The sequence below is a fragment of the Agromyces sp. H17E-10 genome, from assembly GCF_022919715.1.
Lineage (GTDB): Bacteria > Actinomycetota > Actinomycetes > Actinomycetales > Microbacteriaceae > Agromyces.
Genome location: NZ_CP095042.1, coordinates 2264062 through 2279874 on the forward strand (window position 1 = coordinate 2264062; position 15813 = coordinate 2279874).

Annotated in this window: 15 protein-coding genes; 8 read left to right on the forward strand and 7 right to left on the reverse strand. The window is 71.9% G+C overall.

Annotated elements, in window-relative coordinates; genetic code table 11:
* Positions 1-69 precede the first annotated feature (69 nt).
* From MUN74_RS10275 to fgd, 4 genes are all read left to right on the forward strand, one after another.
* Positions 70-819, forward strand: coding sequence for a GntR family transcriptional regulator (locus MUN74_RS10275; protein WP_244851961.1), 750 nt, complete (start codon positions 70-72; stop codon positions 817-819).
* Between the two features lie 190 nt (positions 820-1009).
* Positions 1010-1981: a TIGR03557 family F420-dependent LLM class oxidoreductase gene (locus tag MUN74_RS10280; protein ID WP_244856422.1), complete on the forward strand. Its 972-nt coding sequence runs from the start codon at positions 1010-1012 to the stop codon at positions 1979-1981.
* Entirely contained in the window at positions 1978-2775 is a 798-nt protein-coding gene (gene cofC / locus MUN74_RS10285; RefSeq protein WP_244851962.1) for a 2-phospho-L-lactate guanylyltransferase, read from the forward strand. The genes MUN74_RS10280 and cofC overlap by 4 nt, the downstream gene beginning before the upstream one ends.
* Positions 2776-2823: 48 nt before the next feature.
* On the forward strand, positions 2824-3849 hold the full coding sequence (fgd, locus tag MUN74_RS10290) for a glucose-6-phosphate dehydrogenase (coenzyme-F420) (protein ID WP_244851963.1): 1026 nt from the start codon (positions 2824-2826) through the stop codon (positions 3847-3849).
* Positions 3850-3980: 131 nt separating this feature from the next.
* Here the strand turns inward: fgd and MUN74_RS10295 are convergent, their stop codons facing one another.
* Complete coding sequence (locus MUN74_RS10295; protein WP_244851964.1) at positions 3981-4403, reverse strand: DUF6194 family protein; 423 nt, start codon at positions 4401-4403, stop codon at positions 3981-3983.
* 37 nt (positions 4404-4440) lie between these two features.
* Here MUN74_RS10295 and MUN74_RS10300 point away from each other — a divergent pair, with 37 nt between their 5' ends.
* Positions 4441-5136 carry a MerR family transcriptional regulator gene (locus MUN74_RS10300; RefSeq protein ID WP_244851965.1) on the forward strand — a complete coding sequence of 232 codons (696 nt, stop codon included), beginning with the start codon at positions 4441-4443 and terminating at the stop codon, positions 5134-5136.
* 12 nt (positions 5137-5148) lie between these two features.
* On the opposite strand, the gene MUN74_RS10305 is transcribed toward MUN74_RS10300, so the two are convergent.
* The 6 genes from MUN74_RS10305 to MUN74_RS10330 all read right to left on the reverse strand — a co-directional run bounded on the left by MUN74_RS10305 (position 5149) and on the right by MUN74_RS10330 (position 12086).
* The gene (locus tag MUN74_RS10305) at positions 5149-6375 is read right to left on the reverse strand and encodes a hypothetical protein (RefSeq protein WP_244851966.1); all 1227 of its coding nucleotides are present in this window, start codon (positions 6373-6375) and stop codon (positions 5149-5151) included.
* Between the two features lie 87 nt (positions 6376-6462).
* Entirely contained in the window at positions 6463-8313 is a 1851-nt protein-coding gene (ggt, locus tag MUN74_RS10310; protein WP_244851967.1) for a gamma-glutamyltransferase, read from the reverse strand.
* Between the two features lie 91 nt (positions 8314-8404).
* The gene (locus MUN74_RS10315; RefSeq protein ID WP_244851968.1) at positions 8405-8926 is read right to left on the reverse strand and encodes a nucleoside/nucleotide kinase family protein; all 522 of its coding nucleotides are present in this window, start codon (positions 8924-8926) and stop codon (positions 8405-8407) included.
* A gap of 9 nt (positions 8927-8935) precedes the next feature.
* Entirely contained in the window at positions 8936-9811 is an 876-nt protein-coding gene (locus MUN74_RS10320) for an ABC transporter ATP-binding protein (protein WP_244851969.1), read from the reverse strand.
* Positions 9808-11016, reverse strand: coding sequence for a putative F420-0 ABC transporter permease subunit (locus MUN74_RS10325; RefSeq protein ID WP_370647289.1), 1209 nt, complete (start codon positions 11014-11016; stop codon positions 9808-9810). The genes MUN74_RS10320 and MUN74_RS10325 overlap by 4 nt, the downstream gene beginning before the upstream one ends.
* A complete protein-coding gene (locus MUN74_RS10330; protein WP_244851970.1) occupies positions 11016-12086 on the reverse strand; it encodes a putative F420-0 ABC transporter substrate-binding protein in 1071 nt (356 codons plus the stop codon). The genes MUN74_RS10325 and MUN74_RS10330 overlap by 1 nt, the downstream gene beginning before the upstream one ends.
* A gap of 284 nt (positions 12087-12370) precedes the next feature.
* Between MUN74_RS10330 and MUN74_RS10335 the strand changes: the two genes are divergently transcribed.
* From MUN74_RS10335 to MUN74_RS10345, 3 genes are read left to right on the forward strand one after another with little or no spacing between them, the layout of a single operon-like run.
* Complete coding sequence (locus MUN74_RS10335) at positions 12371-13351, forward strand: alpha/beta hydrolase (protein WP_244851971.1); 981 nt, start codon at positions 12371-12373, stop codon at positions 13349-13351.
* The gene (locus MUN74_RS10340) at positions 13348-14799 is read left to right on the forward strand and encodes a dihydroorotase (RefSeq protein ID WP_244851972.1); all 1452 of its coding nucleotides are present in this window, start codon (positions 13348-13350) and stop codon (positions 14797-14799) included. The genes MUN74_RS10335 and MUN74_RS10340 overlap by 4 nt, the downstream gene beginning before the upstream one ends.
* A 1-nt stretch (position 14800) precedes the next feature.
* Positions 14801-15793 (forward strand): LLM class flavin-dependent oxidoreductase, encoded by a 993-nt coding sequence (locus MUN74_RS10345; protein WP_244851973.1) that lies wholly within the window; start codon positions 14801-14803, stop codon positions 15791-15793.
* Positions 15794-15813: the final 20 nt, after the last annotated feature.

A 15813-nucleotide genomic window follows, 5' to 3' on the forward strand; every position in this document is an offset into this window, starting at 1 on the left:
CCGGCGACCGTTCGGCTTTTGGATCCAAAGTCTGTGCCGGGCGCGATTCTTCCGATACATTCGGGTGCCATGAGCGAACTCACCGCCCCCAGGGGCCGGACCTCGGGCTCCGGGCTCGACGCCGACGCGCTGCAGCAGCTCGCGGGCAAGCACCAGGGCGGATACCGCTCGGTCGGAGTCATGGTCTACGAGATCCTCCGCGACGCCATCCTGAGCGGCACCCTGCCGCCCGGACAGAAGCTGCGCCAGGAGACCCTCGCCGAATCGATCGGCGTCTCGCGGCTGCCGGTTCGGTCGGCGCTCATCCAGCTCGAGGCCGACGGGCTCGTCGAGTTCCATGAGCGGCGCGGCGCGGTCGTGAAGTCGCTCTCGGTCGAGCAGGCGCGCGAGGTCTACGCCGTGCGCGCGCTGCTCGAGGGCGAGGCGCTGCGGCTGTCGATGGCGGAAATGACGCCAGAGCGCATCGAGCGCCTGCGCGAGCTCGGACGCACGGCCGACGCCGAGGAGGAGGGCGCCGACTTCGTCGACGCCCGCACCGAGTTCTACGCCGTGCTCTACGACGCGGCCGCTCGCCCGGTGCTCTGGGAGATGATCGAGCAGCTGCGCCTCAAGGTCGGCCGCTACGTGCTCGGCTGGCGCGTCGACGGCGCCGAGCCCGGACACTCGCGCTCGCACTCCCACGAGGAGCTCATCGCGGCCGTCGAGGGCGGCGACGTCGACCACGCGCTCGAGGTGCAGCGCTCGCACCTCGAACGGGTTCGCGACGCCGTGCTCGAGCTGCTCGACCGCGAGTCGGCTGCGGCGCCCGCGCGCCGCTGAGTCGAAGCCGGGGCCTCGTCGTCCGCGCGGCGCGAGCGAGCGGCATCCGTCTCACCCTTGCTCTTGCTTTTTGGATCCAGTATCCGAAACAATGGCAACCACGACGGGATGTCTCTTGCGGGCGCCCGCCCGTCGACCCGTCGGAATCCGCGAGGATGGAGGAGTGTCAGTGCACATCGGCTACGCCGCCATGCTCGAGCAGTTCCCTCCCGCCGAGGCGGTCGCGCTCGCCGCGCTCGCCGAGCAGCACGGCTTCACGGGGGTCATGGCCACCGACCACTTCCAGCCGTGGACGCCGCGGCTCGGCCAGTCGTCGCACGTGTGGAGCGTGCTCGGCGCACTCGGCGAGCGGACGCGCGGCGACTTCGGCCCGGGCGTGACCACGCCGACGTTCCGCACGCACCCCGCGGTCGTCGCACAGGCGAGCGCGACCCTCGCCTCGATGTACCCGGGAAGGCACTGGCTCGGCATCGGGTCGGGCGAGGCGCTCAATGAACACATCGTGGGCGAGTACTGGCCCGAGGCCCCCGACCGCATCAACCGCATGTTCGAGGCCGTCGAGCTCATCAAGAAGCTCTTCACCGCGTCGATCGCCGGCCGCGACGTGCGCCACGCGGGCCCGAGCTTCAAGCTCGAGACCACTCGCCTCTGGACCATGCCGCCGACCGCCCCCGAGATCTACGTCGCGACGGCCGGACCGGTCACCGCGCGCCGCGCCGGCCGGGTCGCCGACGGGCTCATCACGACCACCGGGCCGATGGACCGGCTCGAGGCCCTGCTCGCCCGCTTCGCCGACGGTGCGCGCGACGGCGGCCGCGATGTGCGGCGCATGCCCAAGATCCTGCAGCTGCACCTCTCGTGGGCCGCGACCGACGAGGACGCGATGCGCAACGCGCTCACCGAATGGCCGATCGCGGGCATGCGGTTCGGGCGCAGCGACATCCGCTCGCCGTTCGAGTTCGAGCAGCTCGCCCGCACGGTGCGCCCCGAGGACTTCGAGGGCCGCATGGTCGTCTCGGCCGACCCCGACCGGCACCGCGCCGAGATCCAGCGCTACCTCGACCTCGGGTTCGACCGCATCTATCTGCACAACGTCGGACGCAACCAGGCCGACTGGCTCGAGGTCTTCGGCCGCGAGGTGCTGCCGGGGCTGCGCGCATGAACGGCGAGATCCGGGATGCCGCGGCCGGGGTCGACGGCCGGGTCGAATCGTCGGGCCAGGTGGTGCCGAGCCGCTGGACCGTCGTGATCCCGGTCAAGGCGTTCGCCGCCGCCAAGACACGGCTCGGGCCCGTCGTGCCCGCCGAGGCGCGCGCCGCACTGGCGAGGGCATTCGCGCTCGACACGATCCACGCCGCCCAGGAGGCGCGGTCGGTCGATCGCGTCATCGTGATCACGGGCGAGATCGGACTCGGCACGCCCCTGCCCGAGGGCGTCGAGGTCGTCGGCGAACCGGATGCCGCCGGGTCGCGTCTCGGTGACGACGACGGTCGCGCCGTCCCAGGGCGGTCGAGCCTCGACACGGCGATCGACGCGGGCGTCGCCCTCGCGAGAACGGATAGCGACGTTCCCGTCGCGGTGCTGCTCGGCGACCTGCCGTCGCTCCGCACGAGCGAACTCGAGTTCGCGCTCGACGCCGCTGCGCGGCATCCGCTCGCCTTCATCGCCGATGCCGACGGAACCGGCACCACGCTCGCGACCGCCGGCGCGGGCGTACCCATGCGCCCGGCCTTCGGTGAGCAGTCGGCCTCGCGACACCGCGAGGCCGGGTTCGCCGACCTCGCGGGCAGCGCGCCCTTCGTGAGCCTGCGCCGCGACGTCGACACCGTCGAAGCGCTCGAACGCGCGCTCCAGCTCGGTGTCGGCCCGCGCACCGCCGAGGCGGTCGCCGCGCTCGCCGACGGGCCGCTGCCGCATGCGGGCGCCGGCCCCGCAGCATCCCATCGGCCCGACTGACTCGCCCGACCCGACTCACCGAACCAGACCCCGCAGAAGGAGCACGAGATGACCCTCACCCTCGGATACAAGGCCAGCGCCGAGCAGTTCGACCCCCGCGAGCTCGTCGAGATCGCCGTCGCGGCCGAAGGACACGGCATGGAGTCGGTGTTCACGAGCGACCACTTCCAACCGTGGCGGCACACGGGCGGGCACGCGCCGTTCTCGCTCGCGTGGATGGCCGCGGTCGGCGAGCGCACCTCGACCGTGAAGATCGGTACGAGCGTGATGACGCCGACGTTCCGCTACAACCCGGCCGTGCTCGCGCAGGCGTTCGCCTCGCTCGGCGTGCTCTACCCCGACCGCATCATCGCGGGCTTCGGCTCGGGCGAGGCGCTCAACGAGATCGCGACCGGGTTCCAGGGCGCGGGCGAGCAGGAGTGGCCCGAGTTCCGCGAGCGCTACGCGCGGCTGCGCGAGTCGGTGCGGCTGATGCGCGCCCTCTGGAAGGAGGAGGGCCAGGTCAGCTTCGACGGCGAGTACTACTCGACGCACGACGCCTCGATCTACGACCGACCGGCCGACGCGGTGCCGATCTACATCGCGGCCGGCGGCCCGCAGGTCGCGAAGTACGCCGGCCGTGCCGGCGACGGCTTCATCTGCACGTCGGGGAAGGGCGCCGAGCTCTACGTCGACCAGCTCATGCCCGCCGTGCGCGAGGGGCTGGCCGCCCGCGACGACGGCCGCACCTTCGACGAGTACGACCGCATGATCGAGATCAAGCTCTCGTACGAGGAGGACCTCGACACGGCGCTCGACAACACCCGGTTCTGGTCGCCGCTCTCGCTCTCCAAGGAGCAGAAGCACGACATCACCGACCCCGTCGAGATGGAGCGGGCGGCCGACGCGCTGCCGATCGAGCAGATCGCGAAGCGCTGGATCGTCGGCACCGACCCCGACCAGGTCGCCGAGCAGATCGGGCAGTACATGGACTGGGGCTTCAACCACCTCGTGTTCCACGCGCCCGGCCACGACCAGCGCCGGTTCCTCGAGTTGTTCGAGCGCGACCTCGCGCCGCGGCTGCGGGCGCGATAGGGGTTCTTCGGACCCCGGCGTCGACGTCGCTCTGGGCTGACCTTCGACACGACACGCGGCCGCTGCGAAGCGCGTCGCGGCGTGGCGACTTGAATGTCAGCCCAGAGCGACCGGGGCGGTGACGGGCCTGATCAACCCCGGCGGCGCTCCCATCGGCGCTTCGCGGCGGCGTGCGCGTCGCGGAGCAGGTCGTGCAGCTCGTCGGCCGTGCGCTCGCCCGGCTCGACGACGGCGACCCAGCCGAGGTGGCCGTACGCGGGATGCGGGGCCACGACGTCTCGTCGGGTCGGGTCGTCGACCTGCTCCTGTCCACGGCGTCCGGCGTCGATGTTGACCCGGAAGACGCCGTCGCCGAGGCCGGCCGGCGGCTCGTCGGGGTAGTCCTTCGTCACGATCGTGGCGAACGGCTGGCCCGGCGGGACGACGCCGTCGGGCGCGAAGTAGAAGAACCGGTCGCCCCAGGCGATCTCGGGCGTGCCGTCGCCGGGCTGCGGGCGGAGCGTGAGCACATCCCCGAGGGACTCGACGTACTCGGTGATCTCATCGATACTCATACTTCAAGTGATGCATTGAAGTGCTTGTGGAGGGTTGATGCGCACCGCTGAGGTCGCCGAGCGAACCGGGTACTCGATCCAGCAGGTGCGCAAGCTCGAGGCGGCGGGGGTGCTGCCGCCCGCGCCGCGGTCCTCGAGCGCATACCGCGAGTACGACGAGCGGCACGTCGCATTCGCCGTCGCGTACCGCGCGCTGACCGCTGCGATGGGCCCGACCGAAGCGCGCCTCGTCGTGCTCGACGCCCACCGCGACCGCGCGGCGATGCTCGGCCGGCTCGACGCGGCGCACGCGGGGCTGCATCGCGAGCGCGAGGAGCTGGCGCTCGCACGCCGAGCGGTGGAGACGATCCGCGATGAGCCGTTCGGCGACATTCGGCTGACCGACGCGATGACCATCGGCGAGCTCGCCGAGGCGCTCGGCCTGCGCACCTCGACGCTGCGCCACTGGGAGGACGAGCGGCTGCTTTGGCCCCTGCGCGGATCGCACGGTGATCGCATCTACGCCCCCGCCGACGTGCGCGATGCGCGGCTCGTGCACCAGCTCCGGCTGGCCGGCTACCGCATCCCGCCGCTGCGGGAGCTCCTGCCGTCGCTCCGCGAGGCGGGCGGTGCCGAGGCGGCGCTCGTCGAGCGCGAGCAGAGCATCGTCGTGCGCTCGAGCGCGCTGTTCGACGCCACCGTGGCGCTGCAGCGGGCGGTCTCGGTCCGCCGACCGGCAGATGCTTCGGCCTGAACGTGGAGCCGATCATCGCGGGTGCACGGTGGCGCGCCGTCTTCGGGTGATCGCGGAGGCCGCGAGAACCGCTGCACCGCCCGCGAGCAGCGCGACGCCGGCGAGGATCGACGTGCCGTCGAACCCGCTTTCCGCGAGCGACCCGCCGGCGGAGCCCGCGCCGCCCGGAGCCGTCGGCAGGGACGGCGGTGCGGAGGGCGTCGGGGGAGGAGTCGGCGTGGGCGTGGCGGCCGTGAACGTCACGTCGGCCGCCGCGAGCTCGACACCCTGTGCCGAGACGGTGACGTGGCTCGTCCCGAATGGCACGTCGATCTCGACCTCATCGGACGCTCCCGCCGCCACCTCGACGTCGACGGAGTCGACCGAGCCGTCGGGTGCCGTCGTGATGATCGTGAACACGACGCTGTCGGCGGCGAGCGTCGACGCGTCCAGCGTGACCACGGCCGTGCCGCCGGTCTCCGTCCCGGCACCCGCGGCGACCGCGGCGGTGGAGTTCTGCTCGGCCGGGATCTCGAAGTCGAAGGCGAACTCGTCGGTGGTGCCGTTGCGCACGACCAGGTCGTCGGCGAACGAGCGCCCGCCGGCGGCGACCCCGCTCCCGAGGCCGAGCTGGACGACACCCCAACCGCCGTCGGGGTACTCGGCGGCGAACTCGGCGAGCGTGCAGCGGGCGGACTGGACGCAGAAGCCGCTCGCCGTGTTCGTCTGCCAGACGAGCGAGTCGGCATCAAGTGCCCACTCCTGCCATTCACCCGCGACGGCGGGCGAGAGCTGGTTCGCTCGCGGCTCGAAGTTGAGCGTCGTGAATCCGACGAGGCGATCCTGCGGCAGAGGAGCGGACGGGTCGAGCAGTTGATAGCCGACCACCTGGAGTGCGGGAAGGCTGTCGGCCGGGTTCGTCGTCGTGAACGTGAACGTCGAGAACGAGCCGCCCAGGCCATCCCACGGCATGAAAGTCTCGGCTGGGTTGTCGCTGAATCCGGGCGCGCTGAACACCCGGGCGCGATCACTCGTCGAGTCGACCCCGAGCTCGAGGCTGCCACGACCCGCCGGCGGACTCGCCGGTCCTTCGACGAATCGCTGCGTCGCCCCCGCCGTCGCATCCGGCTGCACCGCCCAGCCCGTGCCCGCGAGTGCGGCCGCATCGTCGAACGCCGTCACCACGATCGGCGGTGAGCCGGGCACCGCGAGCAGCACGCCTGCGCCGAGTGCAGTCGCACCGACGAAACCCCTGATCATCGACCACATGGTTGGCCCCCAAGCCCCTGGTCAGACGTGCCATACCTTACGGCTGGCGCGCAGCGGCCGCAAGGGTGATGCGAGGGCTCACCCCGCCGGTTCGACCACCAGCCCGGTTCCGCCGCCGCGACGCGCGGGTTCGGCGACCGCGGTCATGAGGCCGTCGTCGCCGACCTCGATCGCTGCGACGGCGCCGATCTCGGCCGAGGTCGTGAACGTGTGACCGTAGGCCGCGAGGGCCGCCTCGTACTCCGCACGGAACGCCGGCTCGGCCGTCACCGCGGCGGTGTTGCGCTGCGAGGCGCGCGGGGCCGCGACCGCCTCGGGCAGCGTCATGCCGAGGTCGATGCGGTTCATGAGCACCTGCGCGACCGTCGTGATGATCGTCGAACCGCCGGGCGAGCCGACGACGTAGCGCACATCGCCGTCGTCGAGCACGATGGTCGGCGAGATCGACGAGCGGGGCCGCTTGCCGGGCTCGACGATGTTCGGGTCGGCCGGGTTCGGCACGAAGCTGAAGTCGGTGAGCTCGTTGTTGAGCAGGAACCCGCGACCCGGCACCGTCATGCCCGACCCGCCGGTCTGCTCGATCGTGAGCGTGTACGCCACGGCGTTGCCCCAGCGGTCGACGACCGACAGGTGCGTCGTCGAGATGTTCTCGGTGTCGACCGGGTCGTCGGCCGCGACCGCCTCGCACCCCGCCGCGTCGAGCGGTGCGGGCGCGACGGGCTTCACCGACGCGGCATCCGGATCGATCACGCAGGCCCTGGCGTCGGCGAAGTCCTGGCTGAGCAGGGTCTCGGTCGGCACGTCGACGAACGCAGGGTCGCCGACGTAGGCATTGCGGTCGGCGAAGGCGTGGGCGGTGGCCTCGAGGTAGAGGTGCAGCGCCTGCACGGAGTCGGCGCCGGCGAGGTCGTAGTTCTCGAGGATGTTGAGCGACTCGCCCACGGTCGTGCCGCCCGACGACGACGGCGCCATGCCGTACACGTCGAGGCCACGGTACTCGATGTGGGTCGGCGCCCGCTCGATCACCTCGTAGCCGGCCAGATCGTCGGCGGTCAGGTAGCCCGGGTAGGCCGGGAGCGTCGCATCGGGCGCCGTGATCGGATGCTGCGCGACCGCGGCCATCTCGTCGGCGATCGGGCCCTCGTAGAAGACGTCGGTGCCCTGCAGTGCGATCTGGCGCATCGTGCGCGCGAGGTCGAGGTTCTTGAAGACGCTGCCGACCTTCGGGGCGTCACCGCCCGGAAGGAACAGCTCGGCGGTGTCGGGGAAGGCGGCGAACCGGTCCTTGTTCGAAAGGGTCTGGTCGCGGAACGTCTGATCGACCGTGAACCCCTTCGTCGCCAGCAGGATCGCCGGCTGCAACGTGTCGCGCAGCGACGCGGTGCCGTACTCGTCGAGCGCAGCCTCCCAGGTGGCGAGCGTGCCGGGGGTGCCGACCGAGAGCCCCGACGACACCGCGTCGGCGAAGGCGTACGGCGCGCCCGTCGCGGGATCGATGAACGCGTCGCTCTGCATCGCGGCCGGCGCGGTCTCGCGGCCGTCGATCGTGGTCACCTCGCCGGTGGCGGCGTCGAAGTAGACGAAGTAGCCGCCGCCGCCGATGCCCGCGCTGTACGGCTCGGTCACGCCGAGGGCCGCCGCGGTCGCGACGGCTGCGTCGACGGCGTTGCCGCCGTCGCGGAGCACGTCGAGACCGATGGCGCTCGCCGAGGCGTCCACCGACGAGACGGCGCCGCCGAACCCGGTCGAGGTCGACGGAGCCGGTGGTGCCGGACGGCCGTTGACGGCGGTGCCCGTCGCCGGGGTGCCTGTTGCCGCGGTGCTTGCTGTTGCCGCTGTCGGCGCGGCGAACGCCGCGAGCGAGACGGCGGCGGCGATGGCGAGGATGCTGCGGGCGGCCGTGAACCGGCCGCGCTCGACGTTGACCATGGGATACCCCCCGAAGTGGTGACATCTGCCCGTTGGGGCTCACGCTAGACCCGGGGGCCGCGGGCGGCAACCCCTCTGGAGCCCCGATGCGTCAGTGCAGCCCGGGCCGGTTCACGCTCGGCGGGATCGCGCAGAAGTCGTAGTAGTAGCGGGTCGGCCGGTCGGGGTCGGTGACGTCGACGATCACCGAAGCTCCCGAGTTCGGCAGCTCGTCGCCCGCGAGCGTCCACACCGAGTAGTGCCAGACGCCGCGCACCGCATCATCGAGCAGGTGCTGCCCGTCGACGCCGAGCACGACGTCGTCGCCCTCGGCGCCCGGCAGGGTTCGCGCCCGGAACGGGTCGACGAGGTCGGCCCGGAGCACTGTCTCGTCGACGGCGCCGACGCTACGGCGCACCACGGCGGTGCCGGTGCCGCTGGTGTCGTCACCGCTGTTGCCGGCCGTGGTCAGGCGTGCGGCGATCGCCGCCGCCAACTCGTCGGCCAGCCGGGTGGATGCCTCGGGGTCGGCACCGTCCACCGCGACGAGGCGTCGGCCGCGGCGGGCGTTGTGCAGGAACTCGTCGGCGATCCACTCGATCGTCGGCAGCGGTCCAGCCTGGATCGGAGTCATGCTCCGAGGCTACGCCCGCGGGGCACTGCTCGGTACGAGGTGTGGATGTGTGGACTTGTGGACCGGTTCGGCGTGGATCTGTGGAATGGTGGACGGCCTCTGCGAAGGGCCCCCGCGCGCCGCGACGGCGATGAGCGGTCGACCGGTGATCGGGTGCGCGACGACCTCCGCCCGCACGCCGTAGACCCGCTCGACGAGCTCGGCCGTGAGCACCTCGTCGGGGGAGCCGGCGGCGACGACGCGACCGGCGGCGAGCACGATCACGTGATCGGCGTACGCGGCGGCATGCGAGAGATCGTGCAGCGCCGCGACGACGGTGAGCCCGTCGCGCGCGAGCCCGGCGAGCAGCTCGAGCGTCGTGAGCTGCGCCGAGAGGTCGAGGTGGTTCGTCGGCTCGTCGACGAGCAGGAGTTCGGGCTCTTGCGCGAGGGCGCGCGCGAGCACGACCCGCTGGCGCTCGCCGCCCGACAGCTCGGCCACCGGGCGGCGCGCGAAGGCCGCAGCGCCGACGGCCTCGAGCGCCCGCGCCGCGATCTCGCGATCGGCAGGTCCCGTGGCCGCGAAGGCGCCGAGGTGCGGGGTGCGTCCGAGCAGCACGGATGCCTCGACGGCGAGTTGCGCGTCGACCTCGCCCTGTTGCTCTGCGAGGGCCACCAGTCGGGCGCGCTCGCGGCGTCGCATCCCGGGCAGTGAACGCCCGTCGAGGGCGAGCTCGCCGGCCGAGGCGCGCTCGACGGCCGCGACGAGGTGCAGCAGCGTCGACTTGCCCGCGCCGTTCGGGCCGACGAGCGCGGTCAGCGCGCCGCCCGGCACGGTCGCGTCGACGCCGTCGATGATCGTGCGCCCGGCGCGGTCGAAGCGCACGCGCGAGAGGTCGAGGCTCATGACGCGCTCCTTCTGCGCAGCAGCAGCCAGGCGAACACCGGGCCGCCGATGAGGGCGGTGAGGATGCCGACCGGCAACTCGCGCGGATCGAACAGGGTGCGCGCGCCGGTGTCGGCCCACACGAGGAAGATCGCGCCGGCGAGCGCCGACAACGGCAGCAGCGCGCGGTGGCCGGGGCCGACGATGAGTCGCACGGCGTGCGGCAGGATGAGGCCGACGAAGCCGATCGCTCCGCTCACGGCGACCAGTGCGCCCGTCAGCAGCGCCGTGCCGCCGAGCAGGAGCACGCGGCTGCGGCCGACGTCGATGCCGAGGGCGGCGGCGCCCGTCTCGCCGACCGCGAAGGCGTCGAGCGTGCGGGCGCTCGCGATGAGCGGCAGGCCGACGACGACGAGTGCGATGCCGGCGATCGCGAACGAGGTCCAGTCGGTGCCCGAGAGCGACCCGAGCAGCCAGTTGAGGATCTCGCGGTAGCTGTCGTTCGTCGCGCTCCAGAAGATGACGAGGCTCGTGATCGCACCGAACACGCTCGTCACGGCGACGCCCGCGAGCACGGTCGCCGTCGGTGAGAGTCGTGCCCCGCCCGATCCGGCGCCACCGCCCGCCCGGCCCGCGCCGAGCGCGAGCCCGAGCGTCGCGAGCAGGGCGACGATCGCGCCGGCGAAGGCCGCGACCGGCAGCATGAGCGACCAGCCGAGCACCAGCACCACGACCGCGCCGACCGACGCACCCGACGACAGGCCGAGCAGGTAGGGGTCGGCGAGCGGGTTGCGGGTGATCGCCTGCATGACGGCGCCGCAGAGGGCGAGTCCGGCGCCGACCGCGGCAGCCGTGAGCACGCGGGGCATGCGCAGTTGCCAGACGATGCCGTCGCGCAGCGGCGAGAGCGTCGACTCGCCGAATCCGAGGTGGGCGCCGACGCTCGCGAGCACGTCGGCGGGCGAGAGGGCCGCAGGGCCGATCGTGACGGCGACGACCATCGAGACGAGGAGCAGCACGGCGAGGCCGATGCCCCAGAGGAGGGGGCGGGCGGAGCGGGAGCGGGTTGAGGAGGAGCGGAGCGACGTCTCGAAACCCTCGGGGGCAGGGTTTCGAGACGCGTCCTCCTGCGTCGGGCGCTCCTCAACCCGCGGGCGGGGTTCGAGCCCGCGGTTTCGAGACGCGTCCTCCTGCGTCGGGCGCTCCTCAACCCGCGAGTCCGACATCAGCCCTCCAGCGAGCCCAGCTGGTCGACGATCGAGGCGACGGCGTCGACGTTGCGCACGCCCGCCTCGGTCGACGGGAAGTCGACGACGACGTAGCGCTTCGCCTGGACGGCGGGCAGCGCGGCAGTCGCGGGATTCGACTCGAGCGCGGCGATCTTCGCGTCGGCGGTGTTCCACGGTGCGTCGACGAGCACGATCACGTCGGGATTCGCCTCGACGACGGCCTCCCACGACATCGCCGTCCAGGTGTCGTGCACGTCGGCCGCGACGTTCTCGAGCCCCGCGGCATCCATGATCATCTGGGGTGCGCCGATGCCGGCGCCCACGAACGGCTGGTCGTCGCCCGAGGAGTACCAGAGCGCCGTGAGCCCCGCGTCGGAGGGCGAGATCGCCTCGAGCGCCGTGCGCTGCGCGTCCACGAGCTCGGTCGCGCGGTCGGGAACGCCGAAGATCGCGCCGGCCTCCTCGAACTCGCGGAACACCTCGTCGAAAGTGAGCGGGTCGGGCATGTAGCCCTCCTCCTTGCACGCGGCGGGTGCGACGTAGCTCGCGACGCCGAGCGCGGCGAGGGCGTCGCGCTCGCCGGCACCCTCGGCCGAGAGGTTCGATTCCCAGCCGGCGTAGACGAGGTCGGGCTCGACCGCGAGCGTCGCCTCCTGCGAGGGCACCTTGTCGCTCAGCACATCGAGGCCCGCCGCGGCGTCGGCGTATTCGTCGGGCACGGGGCCATCCGCGAACGCAGTGCCGACGACCTTGTCCTCGAGACCGAGCGCGAGCATCAGCTCGAGCGTCGACGACTTGACGGTGACGACGCGCTCGGGGGCGGCGTCGAACGTGACCTCGGTGCCGCAGTTGTCGAGGGTGAGCGGGTAGCCGGATGCCTCGGTGCCGGCGTCATTCGCGGCGTCGGCGCCGGCCGGGCCGGCGTTGGCAGGGGCGGCGCACCCGGCGAGCAGGGCGACGGCGGCGAGCGGGAGCGCGAGGCGCGCGGCTCGCCGGGTGGTCTCGATACGGCGCTGCGCGCCTACTCGACCGACCTGGGGGGTGAGGGGCAGGGCGTGGCGGTGCATGGGCATGGTTCCTCCGGGATGGGTGCAGCGTGCAACTCCGACGACGGTCGGCGACTCGCGGCCCAATCCCGGGCCACCACGACCGGGCAATCGAGCCCGGTGGTCGCTTCGCAGCCTACTGCCGGAATCGATCTCGAATCAATACTGGATTCTGGATCCAAAATGAGCCATGATGGCCTCGCGGGCCCGGATCGAGCATTCCGATCGGGGTCGAGGGCGATGGTTCGCCCTCCGTGCCGGGCCCGCGCAACAGCAACGACGCGTCGAGATCCGGGAGGACCCGCATGAAGAGCACCGAGGTCGAGTTCTACAGCGAAGGCGATCGCATCGCCGCGATCTGGCGAACGCCCGACGAGGTCGCGGGGCCGCTGCGCGCGATCGTGCAGGGCCCGGGCTGGCTCGGTCTCAAGGACGCGAAGCTCTACGTGCGCTACCACGAGGCGCTCACGGCCGCCGGCTTCGGCGTGCTCGTCTTCGACTACCGCGGCTTCGGCGACTCGGCGGGCGACCGCGGCATCCTCTCGCCGGCGCGCCAGCTGCAGGACCTCGTGAACGCCGTCACCTACCTCACCACTCGCGACGACGTCGACGGCGACGCGATCGGCGCCTTCGGCACGGGCGGCACGGGCGGCGGCAACTCCGTGCTCCTCGCCGATGCCGACCCCCGCGTGAAGGCCGCCGTGAGCCAGGTTCCCGTCGCCGACGGCACGGACTGGCTGCACCGCATGCGTCAGGAGCACGAGTGGCTCGCCTTCCTCGCCGCGCTCGAGGAGGACCGGCGCCTCCGCGTCGCCACCGGCGCCGGGCGCCTCGTGCACCCCCGCGAGGAGATCATGGTGCCCACCCCAGAGCGCCGCGCGACGAACATCAAGGCCGACGTCGACGACAAGATCCCGAGCGCCATCCCGCTCTCCTGCGCCGACGAGATCCTCGCGTACAAGCCCATCGACGCGGCATCCCGCCTCGAGACCCCACTGCTCGTGATCGGCGTCGAGGGCGACGCGACCACCCCGACCGATCACGCCGAGCGCCTCTACGCCGCGGCGAAGGGGCCCAAGCAGCTCATCATGCAGCGGCACACCACCCACTACGCGGCATACGACCGCTACTGGACCGAGACCACCCCGCTGATCGTCGACTGGCTCGACCGCTACGTGCGGCCGAGCGACGTCGAGGTCCGCACCACGCGCTCGCCCGGACAGGGCGAGATCGCAGAACGACTGGAGGCGCCCGTGGAGGCAACGCGTTTGGAGGCCGTGCGATGAGCATCGACCTGAGGATCTCGGGCGGCATCGTCGTCACCCCGTCGGGGCCCGTCGCCGCCGACCTGCTCGTCGACGACGGCCGCGTGGCCGGCATCGTCGGCGCGGACGTCGCGGTCGAGGCCGACCGCACCATCGACGCGACCGGGCGGCTCGTGCTGCCCGGCATGGTCGACGTGCACGTGCACACCCGCGAGCCGGGCTACGAGCACAAGGACGACATCCTCACGACCTCGCAGCAGGCCGCCGCGGGCGGCGTGACGACGATGTTCGGCATGCCGAACCTCAACCCGCCGACCGTCGACGTGACGACGCTCCGCGACGTGTTCGACCGCTACACCGCGAGCTCGATCGTCGACTGGAACCACAACCCGGCGCCGACGAAGTTCGACGACATCGTGCCGATGGCCGAGATGGGCATCTGCGCCTACAAGATCTACATGGTCGTCGACACGGGCCGCACCTACCCGCACCCGGCCGGCACCGGCATCCACGACCACGGCCACCTGCTGCAGATCATGGATCGCATCGCCACGACCGGCAAGCGCTTCATCGTGCACCCGCACGACCAGACGCTCATGGACTACATCGAGGGCGAGGTGCTCGCCCGCGGCGAGAACACGCCGCAGGGCTACGCCTCGGCGTACGCGGCCCGCGAGGGCGTCATCTGGGATACGGCGATCGACGTCGTGCTGCGTCTCGCCGAGGCATCCGGATGCCCCGTGCACATCGCCCACATCCAGACCCGCCGTTCGATCGAGGCCGTGCGCCGCGCGAAGGCGGCCGGCGTCGACGTGACGTGCGAGGTGAACCACTGGGCGCCGTTCCTCTCCACCTGGCACGACGTCGAGACCCTCGGCCCGTACGCGCTGTCGTACTGGGTGCCCGACGACAACCGCGCCGCCGTGTGGGAGGGCATGCGCGACGGCACGATCGACATCGCGTCGTCCGACCACGCGCCGCACACGCGCGAGGAGAAGGAGATCGGCTGGACCGAGATGTGGAGCGCCCACACCGGCACCCCGGGCATCCAGTATTACTACGAGCTCATGCTCGACGCCGTGAACCGCGGCGAGCTGACCCTCGAGCGCGCGGTCGACATGGTCGCCCGCATCCCCGCCGAGAAGTTCGGCCTCGCGGGCGTCAAGGGCTCGCTCGAGGTCGGCGCCGACGCCGACATCGTGATCGCCGACCCGGCGCACGAGTGGACCATCACGAACGACGACGTGCTGTCGAAGATCGGCTGGACCCCGTACGACGGCCGCACCATCTCCGCCCGGATCGAGCGCACCCTCGTGCGCGGCCAGGACGTCTACGCCGACGGCGTCGTCGTCGGCCGACCCGGTCAGGGCAAGCTCGCGGCCGCTCGGGCCGACGACTCCGCGGCCTCGGCCGCCAACTCTTCGGCTCCGGCCGTCGTCGCGGCCGCATCGGCCGCAGAAGGGAACTGACATGAAATTCGGACTGCTGCTGCCGCACTTCGGCGAGGAGGCGAGCCGCGAGAAGCTGCTCGAGGGCTCGAAGCTCGCCGAGGACCGGGGCTTCGATTCCGTCTGGGTGCGCGACCACCTCGTGTTCGAGCCGCACGGCGAGATGGAGAAGCCGAACCGCACGTTCTACGACGCGCTCACGACGCTCACCGCGATCGGCGCCGTGACCGAGAAGCTCGAGCTCGGCACGGGCTCGCTCATCCCGTTCCGCCACCCGCTCGTGACCGCGCTCATGGCCGGCACGATCACCCAGCTCGTCGGTCCGCGCCTCATCCTCGGCTTCGGCGCCGGCACGTTCGACCACGAGTTCGAGGCCGTCGGCTGGGGCGACCTCAACCGCGTCGAGATGGTGCGGTCGAACGCCGAGATCCTGAAGCGCGTCTTCACCGAGAACGACGTCACCTACGACGACGGCATCTTCTCGTTCGAGAACGTGACGATCGAGCCGAAGCCCGTCGGCGGCCCCGTGCCGTTCTGGTACTGCGGCGCGACGCCCGCGTCGGCCCGCCTCGCGGCCGAGTATGCCGACGGCTGGATGCCCGGACGCATCTCGCTCCGCACCATGGAGAAGCGCATCGGCACCATGCGCGAGATGACGGATGCCTCGGGGCGGCCGATGCCGACCGTCGCCGTCATCCCGCCGACGTCGATCGAGGACACTCGCGAGGAGGCGCTCAAACACGTCAACATCCCGGGCCTGCTCGCCTGGGCGAACAAGGCGCGTTTCACGGTGAAGCCCGAGTCGGGCAGCTTCCAGACCGTCGAGGACCTCGAGGGGCAGCTCATCGTGGGCGACCCCGACCAGGCCGTCGAGGAGATCAAGAAGTTCGAGGCGCTCGGCGTCGAGCACCTCGTGTTCGACTTCCGGTTCAAGTTCGACCGCTTCTTCGAGCAGATCGAGCTGCTCGGCACCGAGGTGCTGCCGAAGTTCCGCGCGGGCCAGGCGGCGGCGTAGCGGTACCCGCGGGTTGAGGA